We start from the raw sequence: 19,283 nt of genomic DNA, 5'->3' as shown, positions 1-19,283 counted from the left end.
TGGTAAAGCGGAGTACTACAGCTAATAAAAGGATACTATATTGCCTGCGTTATCTCTTAGTTATTCTTTGATCAACTTGTAACTTTTCTGGGAGTTTTGAGTGTCTATTTTTACAAAGTATACACCAGTTTGTAGTTGTGAAATATTAATGGTGTTCTCTAGTGAATGACTAGGTAGTATTTGTACCAATTTGCCATTGATATCTGTAATATGAATATCAGTTTCAATATTGCCCAGTCCCTGTATTAAGAAATATTGTTGAGCTGGATTAGGATACAAACTAACTACTGCAATATCTTGCTCTTCTATACTTAAGGTTTGCAAGGAAGCACCACTAGAATCATACGTATCATTTACCAATTGGACACCAGGTAGGTTAGCACAATCAGGAAATCCTGCCTTGGCACCTGTCTTAAGCATACTTCCGCAAGCAGTAAAGAACTGATCCTGATATACTAATCCTGGTTCATAAGCAACCATTGGATCTTTGGTAACGTCTATATATTTTAACTTTACATGTAATAGAGGTTTAGCAGTAGTGGTGACATTTTCTTTGGTAATGGATTCAGCACTAACTCCTTGTTGAAAGGTAAACGATATACGATTATCTGTGTTATCGTTTTGAACAAAACCTCTATATGCTGGAAGTACATAATTTTCACCTAGGATATAACCAGGTTCGTATGTATATGCGATTCGATTATTTTTAGAAATATTAGTCCCAAAAGCTTCAGAATTGTAGGTTAGATAAATTTGTCCAGATCCTAATTTGAAAGCTTCAGAGCTTTCGATCATGATATCAGCTTCATAATAATATTCACCATTATCAATTGTGTTTTGAGCATTGTCAAAAGTAAAGTGAATATCTTGAGCACCAACGATAAAGATGGTGAAAACAGATAGTATGAATGTGATCTGTTTTGTATATGTGTTATTCGTTAATTTCATAGGTTTATCTATTAAGGGGTTTATAAAGTATGTATATGCTTTTTATGTTCATATAAACTTCAATGCAATAGTACATATGATGGTTTGACAAACCAATAAAACAAGGGGTGCATATTGGGGTGCAAGGTTATATTTCCTTGTTTTACAGGTTGTTTTGTCAATATGTGTACTATAAAAGTTGTGCATTTAGTGTATGGTTAAAACTGTTCACCTTTTCCAACATTAGGATTCATTAAGTTATTAATATCAATATTTTGGATCTGACCGTTCATATCTATATCAGCATTGTGGTAGCCAGAACCTCCCAATAATTGAATCACCGAATTGATATCAGAATTCTGGATCTGGCCATTTTCGTCAAAATCTCCAGAAATCATAGCAACAATCCCATTACTCATATCAACAACAGCGTTTGCTCCTCCTGCGATAGCAGTACTCGAAGTGAAATCGACAGTTGCTGGAGTACTTGATAAATTGATAACAGAGGAGGACATAATACTTAAATGATTTCTATGTTTCACCACTATGTAGTAATTACCAGGACTAACACCAAAAGATAGTGGAGTACTTCGATCATCGGTTGTTGCTACAATATCACCATCACGTTGTAGAATCCCTGACTGTTGAGCAACAATGATACTTACATCATTAGCATCTCTTAATTCTATCCAAACCCAATCCACCATAGCGTCTGATCCAGCATCATCTAATTTTACAGCGTCTGAAATGGTGGCATTATCACCGTATGGGCTTGTTGCAGGAAGCATTGTACTAATACGTAAATCATCACGCATCATGCTTTCCTCTCCTGTATTAGGGTTTATAGATGCACCTTGTAAGTATACCTTTATTGCTACTTGTATATCTCCACAGTGAGTATCACTAAAACTAGTTTCGTTGTCCCTATCAAACCACCAAATAGTACTATATGAAGCATCATCAACCAGTACACAACTTAATGAATTACCTCTAAGGTGAATATTTTCAATAGTAGTGTTGTTACCACTCTTAAGATTTAAAGAGGTGAGTTTATTGCCTGATAAATTCAACTCTTTTAATGCTGTATTACTAGATAAATCAAGAGTAGTTAGGTCATTCCCTGCCATTCTTAACTCATATAATAAAACGTTCTTGCTAAGGTCGATAGCAGTAAGACTATTATTACCGATATGTGCTGTTTCAAGTAATGTATTATTTGATAAATCAAGAGTCGATATTCCTGCATTATACGAAAGGCGTAGATCAACTAATGCTATATTTTTAGAAAGATCTATTGACGTTAACGACATAGCATCTAATCTTAAATACTCAAGTAAGGTCAAGTTAGTAACATCTATGCTCGTAGCACTATTATTTCCTGCATCTAAAGAAGTAAGTCCTACAAAATCTTCAATTCCTGTAAAATCTGCAATAGATAAATTAGTTACATTTAAAGTTGTAATATTTTCAATTAATGTTGTTGGTACTTGACCATCATTAGATATATCATCATAACCAAAACCTTCTAAAGCGGCTTCAAAATTAGCATCTGGAATAGCAGTATAACGACAGTAACTATCCGTAAAGCGAGCGGTGTTATCGATACCTAACCAATTAGTGGAGCTATAAGTAGCATCATCAACATAGATACATGTTAAGTTAGTATTTCCTGTTGCAATAAAATTGGTTACATTGGTATTATTTCCATTTTGTACGTTCAAAGAGGTCAAACTATTATTGTTTACTGTAATAGAAACCAATCCTGTTTGATTGGTAAAATCTAATTCAGTAATGTTATTATTTTGACACCAGATGGAGGTTAATAAAGTGTTATTTGAAACATCTAAAGTCGTTAAACTGTTGTCCCCACAGCGTAGATCAAGTAATGCTATATTCGTTGTAACATCTAAATTTGCTATGTTGTTATTATTGCATTCTAAATAGGAGAGTGTTATATTATTTGAAATATCTAAAGTCGTTAAATCATTAAATGAACAGACTAAAGTATCTAAGTTTGGACAGTTACTAATGCTTAGTGATGTAATAGGAGTGAATTTTGTGATAACAGAGGTTAGTTCTGTATTGTTTGAAAGATCAAGACTGGTAAAAGTATTCCCCGCACAGTTTAATGTCTTTAAAGCTTTGAAGTCTTCAATCCCTGTAATATCTGCGATAGATTTCGATATGATGGTTAAGTTCTCAGCAACTTCAATCAATCTAGTAGGTACTTGTCCATCACCAGAAATATCATCTAAACCTAAAGCATCTAATTCAGCTTCGAAATTCGCATCTGGGATAGCAGTATATCTACAGTAGGTACTACTGAAATCAGTTGTATCATCTACATCCGTCCAATTGTTAGTACTGTAATCTACATCATCTACTAAAACACAGCTTAAATTTGGATTATTTTCTATTCTAAAATTTCCTATATTGATATTGTTACCATTTTTTACATTTAAATATGTTAAACTAGCATCATGAGCATGTAAACCTTGGAATACAGGGTTATTACTTAAATCTAAACTAGTAATACCGGTGTCATTCACACGTAGCGATTCAAGTTTCGTATTATTAGTTACATCTAATGATAAAAGATTCGTTTCATCAACGCGTAGTGATCTTAATTCAGTATTATTAGAAAGGTCAATTGTAGCAATTGAAGTTCTATAAGCAGAAAGTATTCTAAGTTCTGTATGAATACTCAAATTTAAAGTGGATACACCAGAACTGTATGTGTACAATTCTCTTAATTCAAGGTTTTTACTAAGATCTAAAGAAGTTAATCCTTTATTTCCTTGTACCCAAAGATCTCTAAGGTCTGGATTATTAGAAAGATCTAGAGAAGTAATTGCATTAGAACCAATATTTAAATTTCTTAAAAGAACATTTTTAGATACATCGATTGAAGACAGACTATTACTATTAATATATAAATGCTCTAGTAGGGTGTTTTGACTCACATCTAAAGTAGTAAAGTTATTTCCTCTAGCATTTAAAGTTACCAGAGCAGCAAAGTCTTCTATTCCAGTAGCATCATTAATTCCTAGGTCATTTAAAGTTAAACTTGTTACTACCTCTATCAAAGCTGTAGGCACCTGCCCATCACCGGAAATATCATCATAACCTAAAGCTTCTAATCTAGTTTCAAAAATTGAATCAGGAATTGATGTGTAATCGCAATACGTATCACTAAAGCTTGTTGTAGCATCTATAAGTGTCCAGTTCGTGGTACTCCAAGCAGCATCGTCAACCAAAACACAGCTTAGATTAGGATTATTGGTTACATTAAATAGATATGAAGCAACATTGGTATTATTGCCATTCTGCATATTTAGGTAACTTAAGTTTGCATCCTTGGCATTCATTGTAGTTAACCCCACTTGATTCCTTAAGTCTAAGCTTTGTATACCTGTATCATTTATACGAAGTTCCGTAAGATTTATATTATTTGTTAGGTCCAATACGGTAATATTAGTGGTGAACAGGCGTAACAATTCTAGCGCTGTATTCGTGGATAAATCTAAAGATGATAACGGCGAGTCATTAGCTTCCAGATTTCTTAACAGCGTATTGTTTTTGGTATTTAATGTCGTAATGTTGGTTTCAGAACAATCGATTTCTTCCAAAAGGATATTATTGCTAATATCAAAGTTTGGTAGATTCGTGTTTCTTTGGATATACAACTGTTTTAATGCAGTATTATTTGATAGGTCAATAGCACTTAAATCATTAGAAAACAGATATAGGGTTTCTAGTAAGGTATTATTGGATAGATCTACTGTTGATATATTATTCTGAGCCGCATTGAAATATGTTAGTTGTATATTTTTGGTAATATCAATTGTAGTTAGATTATTCCCATTACAGTTTAGGTAGGTCAAAGCGACAAAATCCTCAATACCTGTTAAATCATTAATATTCTTACCATCTACATCCAGGCTTGATAATACTTCAATTAAAGGCGTAGGAACTTGCCTGTCACCCGAAATGTCATCATACCCTAAAGCTTCTAACTCAGCTTCAAAATTAGCATCTGGAATAGCAGTGTAACGACAAAATGTATTGTTAAAACTTGCAGTACCATCGATATTCGTCCAGTTAGCAGAACTCCATGTAGCATCGTCAACGATAATACATGATAATGAAGGATTTCCTGTGGCTATAAAATCTGTATTTGGCATATTAATATTATTACCATTTTTAAGATTTAAATAGGTAAGATCATTATTTTCACATTCTAAGCGTACTAAAGCTGGATTATTAGATACGTCAAGATGTGTAAAACTATTATCAGCAATTCTTAACTGCCTCAAATTAGATAGGTTAGATACATCAATAGTGTTGAAATTTACGCGTTCAATAACGATAACTTCTAATAATAGATTTTGCGAAACATCTAAACCAGTCAAGGCTGTATCTTGAAAATATAAAAACTTAACATTAGGGTTACCACTGATATCTATACTTGTTAAGTTAGTACAACCTCTTAGGTTGATGGTTTCCAACAATGGATTATTTGATACATCTACTGTGGTAAATAAATTGTCTCTAAGATTTATAAATGTTAGATCAGAATTTTGACTTACATCAATTGTCGTTAATTGGTTGTAACGCCCTTCGATAGACGTCAAATTTGAAATTGTACCTAAGTTTAAATTAGCAATACTATTATTATCAAAATTCAGCGTTTGAAGGTTTGTATTGTTACTAAGATCTAAGCTGGTTAATACATTGGTATCCAGATTTAAATCTGTAAGCGCTTCGAAGTCTTCAATTCCCGTTAGATCTGCAATATTTTGATTACTAACGTCTAATGTGGTTACTGGTTCAACTAAAGCAGTTGGTACTTGTCCGTCATTAGCAATATCATCATAGCCTAAAGTATATAATGCGGCTTCAAAATTGGCATCTGGAATGGCTGTATAATTACAATAAGTGTCACTAAAACTCATTGTACCGTCGATATTCGTCCAGTTAGTGGTACTATAAGCTGCATCATCTACCACTACACAGTATAGATTAGGTGTATTATCAGCGTGAAACTGCGTGAAGTTTGTATTATTTCCATTCTGGACATTTAGAAAATTAATAGGTGAATTATCCACATAAACATGTATTAGACTGCTTTGATTAGATAAATCTAACTTGTTTATATTGGATTGATTTACTCTAATAATTCTTAAGTTCGGATTATTACTTAGATCTAAATCTGTAATTCCTGTATTGTCTAATCGTAATTGATCTAACTGTGTTAAGTTTGAAACATCTAATGAAGTAAGTGAACTATTATTGTATAGCTGTACATTTTGTAAAAGTGGATTATTGCTAAAATCATAACTCACAACATCTGTATTGTATGCTTTTAGTGTTACTAAATCCGGATTATTACTAGTGTCTAGTACAGTAATATCATTGTATAAAATATCTAATCGCTTGAGTAAGTTGTTATTGGAAATGTCAATTGACGTTAAGTCATTCGCTCCAATAATTAAAGTTTCTAATACAATGTTTTGTGATAGATCAATACTGTTAATATTGTTTGCGTTAGCTGTTAATTCAATTAATGTTGTATTGTTAGAAATGTTCAAGACTGTAAGATTATTAGATTGGCATTTCAAAATCTGTAATGCTTTAAAATCTTCTATTCCAGTTAAATCTGCAATACTTTTGTTACTAACATCTAAACTAGTAACGATTTCTATTAGAGAAGTGGGTACTTGTCCATCACTAGAGATGTCATCATATCCTAAAGCCTCTAGTTCAGCTTCAAAATTTGCATCAGGTATTTGTGTATATAAACAATAACCTGAATCTTGAAAGGTCGTTACAGGCTCTACACCTGTCCAGTTGGTTGTACTGTAGGCTGCATCATCTACTTTAACACAGGATACTGGTGTTCCAACCGTTTCAAATCTTACAATATTAGTATTTGCGCCATTTTGAATGTTTAAACCTATAAGGTTTGTTATATTTTCTGCGTACAGATGAGTTAATCCAATGTTATCTGATAAATCTAGTGACGTCAAGCTGGTATTGTCTATTTCTAATATTTCCAGGTTTGTATTTAAACCTAAGTAAAGTGAAGCAACAGAAGTGTTTTCCAGATCTAACCAACTAAGGGAAGGATTTCCGCTGGTATCTAAACTTGTTAGACTACAGTCCGTACATTGAAAACGGTCCAGTGCTGGTAGATTAGAAATATCTATCGATGTTCCTGAGTGTTGTTGTAGCCTTAAATCTTCTAATAAAGGGTTGTTCGTTACGTCAATAGAAATTATACTAGAACCACTCGTTGCCCAAAATAGCCGTAAAGCAATATTGCTAGAAAGATCTACGTCAGTTAGATTATTTCCATTTGCTTTCAACTCTTCTAAGACCGTAAAATCTTGGATACCTGTTAAATCTGTAATACCTTGACCAGCCAATTGTAAATCAGTAACTCCCTCAATTAAAGGAGTGGGCACTTGACCATCACCAGATATATCATCGTATCCTAAAGCCTCTAATCTTGCCTCAAAATTGGCATCTGGAATTGATGTATAAGGCGCTTGATTTACATCAACTGTCCCCAAATCTAAAATGCAAGAACCGCCTTCAAATTTCGCTTTAAGTGAAAAAGAACCTTGAGAAAGATTTGTAATAACACCCGTACCCGCATCGTCATTAAATACATACGGATACGTCACGCCTCCATCCACACTAAAGGCAATCTGAGTTCGTGTTGCTTCATCATCAAAACTTACAGTTATGGAACCGTTGCTCTGGCCAATGAACACTTCTGAAACATCAGTAACTGATGCTACTGGAGTCTCCGTACTAGCAAGCGGAACAAAATGTACAGCTCCAGAATTAGAAGGGCTATCATCTTCATTTTGTCCAATTAATAGGTTAGGATAAGAAACTGCCACGGCTCTATTCGAAAATTCATCCCAACCAGAACCTGTAGTTAACTTCGTTATTTGCGTCCAATTGTTCGTACCATCATCTTTAAATATATAAACCGAATCTCCATTCGCATTTCCTGAACCCCAAGTTCCCACATATAGAAACCCATCCTCTAAAGCTACCGCACTACCAAACCGCTGATCTGTAAAACTATCCTTATCATCATTTTGAATCATTACCCGATTAGCTTCTAAATAATCACCATTACTATCCGCTTTATATACGTATACCCTACCTTGATCGGCTTCCGGCGTACTTGACACTTCAAAATTCATGGCACCAATCGCTAAATAATCACCTTCTACATCCATTTCCCAACCGAATGATTCTGAACTTTCTGTTCCTCTTAATCGATGTGTACGGGACCAAGTACCATCATTTGCCTGATCCCAAATTTGCACAGAACCCGCTGAAAATCTTCCTACAGAAGAATAGTCGTAAGGCCCTCCAACATAAGCACGCCCGTCTTTTAACACAACTGTTTCCCCAAATCGAGCGCCATCATATCCTGACTGTACTTGTGGTTCTAGTTTTGTTTCTGTGTAYGTAAATGTTCCGGTACCATCATTTTCATATAAATAGGCACATCCTCCTGTACACCCCTTTCGAGCTCCGACAAGGATCAAATCTCCTTCAATATCAACTGAAGTTCCAAAACGATTGTCTGTACCACCATCACTAGGCTCAAAGCGGGCTACCTCAGTCCAAGTACTTACGCCATTATATTCGAATAAATAGGCTGCTCCTGTATCTACATCATTTTTATCTAATTGGGATCGTGCTCCTACTACTAAATAGTTTCCTTCTAATGCTACCTCACTACCAAAATTATCTCCAGAAAAACTATCACTTGCAGTTATTATGGTTTGCTGTGTCCAATTTCCAGATCCATCATTGGTGAAAATATAGACTTTCCCTGCAGCTTCAGCATTACTACGCGAAGCTACAGCCGCAATGTTGCCATCAATAGCTACACGTTCTCCAAAACGGTAATTGGAAGTGGCATCACTAGCCTTAATTTTTGTTCCTCCAACTTCTGCTGTGGTAAATATTCCTGTAAGTTTAGTTTCGTCTAATGAACAATCTGTTTGTGCATTCGTACATAGTGTAGTAAGAAAAAGTAATAGTAGGAATAATTTTAACTTCATACCATATAGATTTTGGGGTTATTATTTTTGTTTTTTTACAAAGCGGTTTATTTGTTTTTACAACAACTATATACACTTCTGAAAATGTTGCCAATTTTTTACTAGTAGCACACCATCATCAAGTACTCTTGATGAAAAAAGTATATCGTTAGTTTTAGATTTTTTTTGTTTATCCCGTATTAAAAACAAATAAGGCAAGCGCTCTTATTTCTGTTACCAAAATTATGAGAGAAACCATATCTATTCCAAAAAATGATAGGGTGCAAATCAGGGTGCATTCTCATAAAATATTGAATTTCAATTAATTAAAAAGGTTTCTCAATAGAACCTAGGAAGCGAATTATGATTCAAATTTTAGTCAAAAATAGCTAAGTATGATGGAGTCAATACTTGTATTTCATGAAGTATTTGCCTTTTTAATGAAGAATTTCATTCGGTTTAGAGAGGAAATTTAGAAATAGATTTTAATACCTTAAGGTAGGGGTTTTTTAGTTTAGATATTTCGGTTATTTTTGAACGTATTTAACTATTTATTCTAGCAAATGGAAAAGCTCATTTGTTCATTTTTGATATTTTTTTCTTTAGGTGCTTTCCCTCAGGATAAAGATTCTGTTGTTGTTGATTATGAGAAGAAAATTAAAAATGCACCGAATGATTCTCTAAAAGTAAAATACCTTTTAAGTTTGGGAACCTACCAAAAGGCTAGAAACTTAGATCAACTGCCCATATATCATCAACAGGTTAGAGAAATTTTTGAACGAAAGAATTACGATAATTCCAAACATCTTAAGACACTACTGATTCAATCTGGTGTATATAAACGAAGAACATTCGATTATTCGGGTGCATTAAAAGACTATTTAGCGGCCCAAAAAGTTATTCTAGCAACTAATGATACGATATACTTAGGTGTAAACTTTGGTAATATAGGGATGTTGTACAAGTATAAAGATGAGTGTGAAAAAGCGATTGTAAGTTTTAAACAAGCAATTGAAAGAAATACCTTAAATAAAAATTATCGATTATTAGGTATTAACTATGGTAATATTGCACAATGTTATGCAGATATCAATCAGGTGGACTCGGCATTTTACGCTTTTGACAAGGGGATTTACAACGCTGAAATTTCTAGGGATGAAAATATTGTGCAATTGGTCAATTGGCATAAATCACTTTTATTATTAGACCAAAAAAGATATGAAGAAGCACTTCCTTTACAGCTACAATACTTAGAACATAGCAAAAATATCAACAAATACCTTTCTGTTTTAATGGCAAATGAAAATATTGCGAAATCTTATTTGGGATTAAAAAACTATAAGAAAGCATTATTTCATGCGGATGAAGCTATTGATCATGCAACGAAAACGAATATAGAAAAGCGTGTTGCAGAGGTGTATAAAACTAGAGGGAATATTTACAAAGCCATGGGTAAATATGAATTAGCGGTTAATGATTTACAAATCTATGACAAGATTCAAAAAGAAGTTGACATTGTAAACAATGCTAAAAAGTTTAAAGAGATTGAAATGGCAAATTCTTTTGAAAAAGAAAGAATTAAAGATAGCATTGTATATGCAGAAGAGAAAAGAAAAATAAGCTTGCAAGTAGAAAAACAAAAAGTAGAAAAGCAGTTATATTTTGCGAGCTTTATCATCATGGTGATGATCAGTATCCTCATCCTATATTTGGGGTATCAACTGTATCTACGAATCAAGAAGAAAAATAAAATTAAAGAAGAGAAATTATCTCAAAAGATTGTAGATCTAAACTCTGAAGTTACGACTAAGAAAGAAGAGGTGAATCAACTCCTTACAGAAACTGTAATTCATCTAAATACCAAGGAAAAGCTTGCCGAAAATTTAGCAAAACTCTCGCAAGAAGAAGGAGATGTTACGCTCAAAGGTATTATTGCAGATTTAAAAGCGGACAAATTAGAAGATTCGAAAGTATTGATGCTCAAAAAGAATATTGAAACATTGAATTATGAATTCTTAAAAAGTTTAAAAAGTTTGCATCCCAATTTGACCAAAACTGATATTGAGGTTTGTTCTTTTATAAAGATTGGCCTTTCTCGAAAAGAAATTTCTAGCTTAAGAAATACAAGTTTGGATGCCATCAAATCTACTCGTTTTAGACTTAAAAAGAAGCTTCAGTTATCTGCAGATCAGTCCCTTGATGACTACATAAAATCCTTATAGCTGTTTTTTAATAGAAGTATTTTGTATTTTTAAAAGAAAAGTCCCTTTGATTGCTAAAATTCTACTAAATACTCTTTTTATAATAGGTGTTATTTTCCCGGTTTTCTGTCAGGAAAATCAAAATCCTGAACGCATCGTAGAAGTAACAACGATTGATTCGGATGATTTATTAGGTACCTATTTATATTACAGTGAAGATGTACCACCTGAATACAATATAGAGCAAGCACAAAAATTAACATATCAATTGTCTACTAAAGATATTTTGAATCTGGGTTTTAGCAATGCATCTGTTTGGCACCGATTCAAGATCAATAATGCTTCCGATACCCCTGTAGAACGTATGTTACGAATCGAAAAGCCTCTGCAGGATTCTATACAGCTTTATTATAAAAAGAATGATCGTTGGGTGGTTTCAAATACCGGCTATATGGTGTATACCAAAGACAAAGATTTTAATGGAGCCTCCTTATATTTTTCTTTGAAATTTGAACCTAATTCAGAACAGACCTTTTATTTGAGAACCAAAAGTAAATATGGTCGGTCCTATTCCATGAAACTTTTAGAGGAAGAAGATTTTAGAAGAATGGAGCGTAATGAACTTATTTTGGTATGTCTTTTAATAGGGATATTACTAACTATTGTTTTTTACAACTTGATTTTAGGATGGGGATTGAAGGATTCTATTTATTTTCTGTATGGAGGTACTGTTATTGGAGGCCTTTTAACTCAAATCTCAGTAAGAGGTTTTTTTAAGCAGTTTTTAGTGGATGAGAACCTATTTATACAAGAGTGGTGCGCTCCATTTTTTATTGCCTTTGGTACTGTGGTAACTGCCCAATTCTGTATTAAATTTTTAGAAACTGCTACATACGATAAATTGTCTCATAGATTATTGAAAGGTATTATTTGGTTTCAGGTAATTGCCTTTTTTTATGAGATCATACGATTTGAGATATTTGGGTATTATACTACGAACAAATTGGTTGCTGTGGGATTGATGATTTTTGGTTTTCTTGCATTGTTTTCTGGTATTAGAGTATATATGGCGGGAAATCAGTTTGCAAAGTATTTAGTGGCAGCCTGGACAAGTTATTGTATTACCATCGTGATGTATGTTTGTACACTTTTGGTGATTATTCCTATCAATGGAGTAACAGTGAATGCCTACGTAATTGGTTCAGTTTTAGAAGCTATTTTATTGTCGTTAGCGGTTGCAGACCGTTACCGAACTTTACAGAGTGAAAAATTGAAGTTGGCAACCGAAATAATTTCTAAAGAACAGGATATTTCTGTGAAGTCAAAAGAGATCATAAAATTGCAGATGGAAACCGTGCAACAGTTACGCTCTAAAATAGAGATTGCTGATAATCTTAAAAAATTAGACAAAGAAGAAGGAGGCGTGACATTAAAAAATATACTCGCTGACGCACGTAGTACGAAATTAGAAGATGAAAGAGCACTATTACTGAAGAAGGAATTAGCTGAATACCATACGGAGTTTATAAATAAACTGACCTCTCAATTTCCTAATCTTACAAAAACAGATATCGAAATTTGTTCTTTTATAAAAATAGGTCTTTCCAGAAAGGAAATTTCCAACTTAAGAAATACAAGTTTGGATGCTGTTAAATCGAGTAGATTTAGACTCAAAAAGAAGCTAAATCTATCTCAAAACGATTCCTTAGACGAGTATATTCGATCCCTATAAACGTATATTTTAGCACATTTTTTTCATATTGCAACCCTGCGAACAGTTTCTTGAAAACATCTGAAAAGCATTGTAAAATAAGGGTTTTCCGATGTTGCACCCTCATTTGCACCCTCCAATTTTTTTAATTTCTAAAGTTTCGATTGTTATTTAGCGGCGTGAAACCCTCATAGAGGGATTTATTATAATAAGGTAATTGCTTCAATAAAAGAAAATGAATAAAAGATAAGACGGCAAGCCTAAAATAATGTGAGAAATTAAAAAATAATTGAGAATGAGAATACAATTACGATGCACACTATGGATCCTTTTGATAAGTATATTAGGATATTCACAAACACCACAAGGGTTTAATTACCAATCGGTAGTGAGAGATGCTGCTGGAAATATAGTAGCGAGCACTACCATAGGAGTGGAATTCAAATTACACCAAACCACCGCAGATGGTACTGTGGTGTATACAGAAACCCATACACCTACTACCAATGCCTATGGAGTTTTTGACTTAATCGTTGGACAAGGAACTACTACTGATGATTTTTCTACTATTAATTGGTCTTCAGGTTCTTATTTTTTAGAAGTTAGTGTAGATACTGCAGGAGGATCTAGCTATAAAAGTATGGGAACCACGCAACTTTTAAGTGTTCCATATGCATTGCAAGCTAAATATGTAGAGAATGGTGATGATTTAGGAAATCATACCTTAACAGAGAATTTAAAAATTGGAGGTAACTGGATTTCTAATGACGGCGATGATGAAGGTTTGTTAATAGGAGATGCAGGAAGAGTAACTACTTCTAACAAACTATTTCTGGGAAGTAACATCAATCTAGCTACCCATTGGATCAATGGAGATGGTACCGATAATAAGGGAATTCAATTTGATACCAATGGAAATGTAACGGCATCCGGAAAAGTTTCAATAGGAGGAAACCTGCAATTAAATGATAATTGGATATCTAACGATGGAGACAATGAAGGTATAAAAATATTAGATAACGGCACCATAGAGCTTACAGGTAACATAAAATTAGCTGACAATTGGATTAACAATGATGGAGGAGAAGAAGGGTTACAATTTGATACTGACGGAAATGTTACTTCATCGGGTAATATAACTTTAGGAGATAATTTATTGTTGAATAATAACTGGTTATCCAATGATGGAGGAGATGAAGGGATACGTATTGCAGATGATGGAGTTGTAGTTTTTGGAGGAAACTTAAGATTAAATAATAAATGGTTTTCTAATGATGGAGGAGATGAAGGCATTGCAATTGATGATGCGGGAAATGTAACCTCTTCTGGAGAATTAGCAGTAGGTGGAAATATTAAGTTAAATAACAATTGGTTATCTAATGATGGAGGTGACGAGGGATTACAAATTGATAATACAGGAAATATTACCACTTCTGGAAATTTAACTTCAACAGGAAATATAGAATTTGGAGGACTACTTACTTCGCCAACCGAAAACCAAATTTTCGGGTCTTATGATGATACTAGTAACCTTTCAAATCTTACAAGAAGAAACGTAGTTATTGGACATCAAGCTGCTGAGGGTGCTCAATCAGGAGACGGTAATGTTGTACTAGGTTACTTTGCTGGTTATAATTTGAATGGGGATTCTAATGTACTAATTGGAACTGCTGCAGGAGCGGGAGGATCATTTTCTAATCAATTACATATTAGAAATCTTATTTACGGAGAATTTGACAATGATTATCTAGAGGTAAATGGAGAATTGAAAGTTGACGAAAACATCGCTACAGATGGAAATGTAATTATTGACCAAGACGGTGATGATCTTAGGGCAGCTGGAGCATCAAATAATGTAGAAATGATATCGTTGATTATAGCTGCAGATGGTTCTATTAATGGCAATGTTACAGGTTCAAGTGGTATCACAACCTCTCTAAGTGATGAAACATATACAATCAACTACAATAATCATTTTTCAGACATACCAGCCGTAACCATTACTTGTCTTTCAACTACGTCAAGAACTAGAATAGGTCAAATCATTACTCTTGGTCAAGGAAAAGTAACATATAAGGTTAAAAGTGAAAATAATAATTCTGAAACTGACGCTATGACGATAGTGAACATTGTTGGAAGACGATAATACTAAAATTATGAAAAAAAACATATTCATTTTAGCATTACTTGTTTCTATTTCTTTGTGTTCTCAAACCATAGAGCGAACTGTAATTGGATCCAGTGGTACAACATTTAGTAATGCCAATGCAAGCTTAGATTTTACAATTGGAGAATTGATGGTGACAACAGTGTCTAATGGAACCACAACATTGAATCAAGGATTCCATCAAGAAGTCATCATATTGCAATTGAAACTTTCTCCTGTTGTTTTTCTGCAAGGACCTTTGGTAACTTCAGGAACTGTTATCATGGATGATAGTTTACGAAGTAACGGTTTACTTTCCACTACTAGTCCATATGCGGATAGTGTAACCTGTGAGGCAACGGTTTTTGATATCACAGGAAACAATGCAATTGTCGATTGGGTTTGGATAAGCTTACGTAATAAAAATGATCCAACAATAGTACTTGCCAGTCAATCTGCATTCGTACAAGCGGATGGAGATATAGTGGGTATTGATGGAACATCAGCTTTAGCATTTGAGTCGCCTTCAGATAGTTATTACATAGCAGTAAACCATAGAAATCATATAGCAGTAATGAGTGCGAATACCGTTGCTCTAAACACATCAACAACAACTACCATAGATCTTAGTGATGCTACAGCTTCTGTATTTGGAGGCTCAAATTCGGTAGTAGATATGGGAAATGGAATTTTTGCGATGATTGCTGGAGACTTTGATGAAAATGGACAAATTCAAAATACAGATACGAATGCGGTAATACAATTACTTGGTATTTCTGGCTATAGTAATGCCGATATCGATATGAATGGTCAAGTACAGAACTCAGATATCAATAGTATTCTAAATACAAATATTGGTAAAGGAGTCCAATTTTAACTTTCCAAAATTAGTAACTGTATAGGACACAATTTCTAAGAACTATAATGATATAAAACGTATTTTTTTTGCTCAGTTGTTTTTTGCAACTGAAGGTAACAGTGCATTTAGGTTAGAGAAGAAATTAATTGTTACCCTATTAAGCCAAGTCAAGGTTTCTAAATACCTCAATTAGGAATCTTTCTTGGCTTTTCCAATGTATAGTTATAAAAGGTTGATAAAAAGTTGGAAAGACTATTCTTACTAAGAATGAATTAAAACTAAATAATATTCAATAAAATAGTTAAAAAATTGACATTTTGTCATCAAAAACACAGGTTTGTTTGTCATTTTGACACTGGTGTTATGATGTTGACTACCAGTTTTTTAATGGTAATTATCCCACATTTGCACTCATATTTCCCTGTTTTGGAACAAAGCTTGACCTCATATGGCCATAAGAAACTTTTAAATTATACTTCTTATGTCAGTAAATTTTAAACCGATAGCCAGAAGGGATCCAAGGGATTCGACGGCTATCCCAAAGCACTATGCTTTGGTCGTAAGTAGTGGAATCACAGACATCGATCAATTATCAACATTGGTCAGTGACGGTTCTACGGTAACACAAGCAGATGTATATGCTGTAATTATTAGATTGGTGAAAACTATTCAGGGCGAACTTAGCCAAGGACGTACGGTACGTTTGGGTAAGTTGGGTAGTTTTAGCCTTGGAGTAAACAGTGAAGGTGCTGATACTCCAGAGGAGGTAACTCCATCTTTAATCAAACGAACTAAAATTCGTTATCGCCCAAGTATAGAATTGAACAACATGCTTAAGACACTTCGTTTTACGAAAAAAAGTGAATAAGCATGTAGTTGAAGGCTATGAAAATCGAAGTACTCCTTGGCGCTTATGGCGCCAGGGAGTATTTTTTTGCCCAAAAAAGGGCCAAACTCACCTAAGAACAGAATTTTTTTGACCTTAGATGCCGATTTTTTTCATCTAAGAAGACCATTTTTAGTCGTCTAGACGACTAAAATTACTGCTCTAGAATGTGTTTTTTTATCAAAAAAAAGCAGGTAAAAATGATCAAAATATCAAAGAAAAACAGACTCTTTTTCATCGTATTTATAGCGATAATTTGCGTTCTGATTATTTGATTTTCTTTATCATAAAATCTTCATATAGAAAATGTTATTTACAGTAATCACATAAAAATAATAGGGAAAAAATAGTCTTTTTAATTTTGTTTTACTAAATTAGAAGCAGCTTAAAATGAAATAGTTACCCCATGTCTGAAGATCTCTTCAGGTATGGGGTGTTTTGTTTTTTATAGTGAAAGAGTAATCGGTATAACTGTTAGGGATATTAAAAACCGTTTGATGTTTAGTTAAAAACACAAATATAAACCTAAAGAAATTAAGTTCTATTAGGCTACAATACCATAGAAAAGGGCTCTAGAGCATACTAATTGCATATAATTTTAAAAATAAATAAGGAAATATGGGGATTCTGAAAAATAAGTTTTTTGATTATGGCTTATTAATGATAGGTTTAATTTTACTAAACAGTTCTTGTAGTGATATTTATGTTGAATCTCCTATTATATCACCTTCTGAATCTTCAAAAGCAAATATTCCATATAAATATTGGCTTAGTTACGAGAATGGAAAAGATTACCCCAGTGATGTATTTATAGTAGCTCCTAAATCTAAAGGTGTTTGGTCTGCAAAACAAAATAATGGATCGGCATATGAATTTATGTTTATTCCAACTGACAAACAAGGAACGTATATTGTTCAAATTAAAATTGGGGATAGGTATAGCGTAACCTATTTTGTTGTTAATACAAAGGATGAGTATGTTTTGTATGAACCATCTATGAGTTCGATTTATGAAAAGGCAAAGGCAAGTTATTCCCTAAAAAAAGTGCAAAAGTATATCACTTATGATGATACAGATGATGACGGTAAAAAAAGTTCTTATCCAGATTTAATTTTTACTGAAACAGCCTGTAGATATTATAAAGAAGAAATCATAACTTTTCTCAAAGGACTGAGTGTTCAGAATGATTTTACGAAGAATAAAACATTAGTAGGTACTACCGATGTAGATTTAGTAAATCGTATTTTGAAGAGTAAAGAAAAAAAGGGAAAGAATACGCAGAACGCAAATAAGAAAACTGGAAAAAATGTACGCTCGAATTCAGTTGTTAATAACGAAAAAAAGACTACTTCTTTTTCATTTAAAATGTATGGTACTTCAGGAAAAACCGTTTTAAGAAGTTTCCCTATATCCATTGGAGATAATATTAAAATAACAGCTAAGGGTAGAGTGAATTTTGGTTTTTTTGCTGGTCCTGCTGGCCCAAAAGGTTTTACTAATGGTTTATATCAGAACTATAATATAGTAAGAGGAGGTAATCATGGAGCATTGATTTGTCGAGTGGGTACGAATAGAAATGATTGGATTTTAGTGGGGAATGAAGTTGAGTTTGTTTCACAAAAGAAAGGATACTTAGAATTACTTATTAATGATAATGATTCAGGGAATAACTCTGGTAGTTTTTCTGGAGAAATCTCTATTACTAGATGATTTAATGGATGAAATCTACATCAAATTTCTATTATAGTGAAGCTCAGGGAACTTTAGTTTATAAACTAATAATATAATACTCTAATATACAATATAGATAAGAGATTCTAAAAGGAACATCTTTTCTACAAGTTATTTTTAAAGGTTAAATCAAGATAAACGATAGATTATGGGATTAAATAAACAAACATGTATGCGCTGTAATGGGAGCGGATATCTAAAAAGGCACTTTACAGGTAAAACTATTCCGGCAAGTCCAAATGATCCAGGTGCAATGAGATGTTATAGTTGCAATGGGAAGGGATATATCAATGTTTAAATGTTTCAACTATGCGAAATAATACGAATGATAATCGCCCAAAAGGGTCAGGCATTCTTGTCTTAATCTTTGGAATAGTACTTTTATTTACTGGTGCTTATTACTCAATTTCAAATACCCCTATTCCAATAGATAAAGATATTCTGTTAAAAGTTTTTTTGATAGTCAACGGAATTCTTTTGATGATATGGGCAATAGAAAGACTTTATAATAGTAAAGGTGGTTGGTTTAGAGTTGGAAGAGATACTATTCAATTTCTAATAGCAGTCATATCAGCAATCATAGCAATAATGGCTTTGGTAAATTGAAAAGTACAATAAAACGATATTTTTGGGTAATAAATATTGTATTGTTTAAATAGAACTCCACATCCACTCACCTTTATCTCTTTAAAAAGTATCTAACATCACCACATTAAAAAGCATAATATGTACTCATCAAACTATTAA

10 protein-coding genes are annotated in these 19,283 nt (G+C 33.3%); 8 read left to right on the top strand and 2 right to left on the bottom strand.

Annotated features, from left to right (window positions below; genetic code table 11):
* Positions 1-60: 60 nt before the first annotated feature.
* Both GBO31_RS10985 and GBO31_RS10980 read right to left on the bottom strand, forming a co-directional pair.
* Complete coding sequence (locus GBO31_RS10985) at positions 61-948, bottom strand: T9SS type A sorting domain-containing protein (protein WP_219008389.1); 888 nt, start codon at positions 946-948, stop codon at positions 61-63.
* 197 nt (positions 949-1,145) lie between these two features.
* Positions 1,146-9,023: a hypothetical protein gene (locus tag GBO31_RS10980; RefSeq protein WP_219008388.1), complete on the bottom strand. Its 7,878-nt coding sequence runs from the start codon at positions 9,021-9,023 to the stop codon at positions 1,146-1,148.
* A gap of 542 nt (positions 9,024-9,565) precedes the next feature.
* On the opposite strand from GBO31_RS10980, the gene GBO31_RS10975 reads away from it, so the two are divergent.
* From GBO31_RS10975 to GBO31_RS10945, 8 genes are all read left to right on the top strand, one after another.
* Entirely contained in the window at positions 9,566-11,224 is a 1,659-nt protein-coding gene (locus tag GBO31_RS10975; protein WP_219008387.1) for a tetratricopeptide repeat protein, read from the top strand.
* 46 nt (positions 11,225-11,270) lie between these two features.
* A complete protein-coding gene (locus GBO31_RS10970) occupies positions 11,271-12,935 on the top strand; it encodes a 7TM diverse intracellular signaling domain-containing protein (protein ID WP_219008386.1) in 1,665 nt (554 codons plus the stop codon).
* Between the two features lie 274 nt (positions 12,936-13,209).
* The gene (locus tag GBO31_RS10965) at positions 13,210-15,060 is read left to right on the top strand and encodes a hypothetical protein (protein ID WP_219008385.1); all 1,851 of its coding nucleotides are present in this window, start codon (positions 13,210-13,212) and stop codon (positions 15,058-15,060) included.
* A 10-nt stretch (positions 15,061-15,070) separates the two neighbouring features.
* Positions 15,071-15,937 (top strand): hypothetical protein, encoded by an 867-nt coding sequence (locus GBO31_RS10960; protein ID WP_219008384.1) that lies wholly within the window; start codon positions 15,071-15,073, stop codon positions 15,935-15,937.
* A 463-nt stretch (positions 15,938-16,400) separates the two neighbouring features.
* Positions 16,401-16,787 (top strand): HU family DNA-binding protein, encoded by a 387-nt coding sequence (locus GBO31_RS10955; RefSeq protein ID WP_219008383.1) that lies wholly within the window; start codon positions 16,401-16,403, stop codon positions 16,785-16,787.
* Positions 16,788-17,423: 636 nt separating this feature from the next.
* On the top strand, positions 17,424-18,515 hold the full coding sequence (locus GBO31_RS10950) for a hypothetical protein (protein WP_219008382.1): 1,092 nt from the start codon (positions 17,424-17,426) through the stop codon (positions 18,513-18,515).
* A 193-nt stretch (positions 18,516-18,708) separates the two neighbouring features.
* Positions 18,709-18,834: a hypothetical protein gene (locus GBO31_RS27195; protein ID WP_281422464.1), complete on the top strand. Its 126-nt coding sequence runs from the start codon at positions 18,709-18,711 to the stop codon at positions 18,832-18,834.
* 11 nt (positions 18,835-18,845) lie between these two features.
* Positions 18,846-19,142 (top strand): hypothetical protein, encoded by a 297-nt coding sequence (locus tag GBO31_RS10945; RefSeq protein ID WP_219008381.1) that lies wholly within the window; start codon positions 18,846-18,848, stop codon positions 19,140-19,142.
* Positions 19,143-19,283: the final 141 nt, after the last annotated feature.

It is taken from the genome of Aquimarina litoralis (assembly GCF_019295435.1).
Classification (GTDB): domain Bacteria; phylum Bacteroidota; class Bacteroidia; order Flavobacteriales; family Flavobacteriaceae; genus Aquimarina; species Aquimarina litoralis_A.
This window is presented reverse-complemented; position numbering and strand designations above follow the sequence as displayed.

What these genes read in the sequence shown, in the direction of transcription:
- GBO31_RS10985 (WP_219008389.1), bottom strand. Translation starts at nt 948, where the DNA reads ATGAAATTAACGAATAACACATATACAAAACAGATCACATTCATACTA.
- GBO31_RS10975 (WP_219008387.1), top strand. Translation starts at nt 9,566, where the DNA reads ATGGAAAAGCTCATTTGTTCATTTTTGATATTTTTTTCTTTAGGTGCT.
- GBO31_RS10965 (WP_219008385.1), top strand. Translation starts at nt 13,210, where the DNA reads ATGAGAATACAATTACGATGCACACTATGGATCCTTTTGATAAGTATA.
- GBO31_RS10960 (WP_219008384.1), top strand. Translation starts at nt 15,071, where the DNA reads ATGAAAAAAAACATATTCATTTTAGCATTACTTGTTTCTATTTCTTTG.
- GBO31_RS10955 (WP_219008383.1), top strand. Translation starts at nt 16,401, where the DNA reads ATGTCAGTAAATTTTAAACCGATAGCCAGAAGGGATCCAAGGGATTCG.
- GBO31_RS10950 (WP_219008382.1), top strand. Translation starts at nt 17,424, where the DNA reads ATGGGGATTCTGAAAAATAAGTTTTTTGATTATGGCTTATTAATGATA.
- GBO31_RS27195 (WP_281422464.1), top strand. Translation starts at nt 18,709, where the DNA reads ATGCGCTGTAATGGGAGCGGATATCTAAAAAGGCACTTTACAGGTAAA.
- GBO31_RS10945 (WP_219008381.1), top strand. Translation starts at nt 18,846, where the DNA reads ATGCGAAATAATACGAATGATAATCGCCCAAAAGGGTCAGGCATTCTT.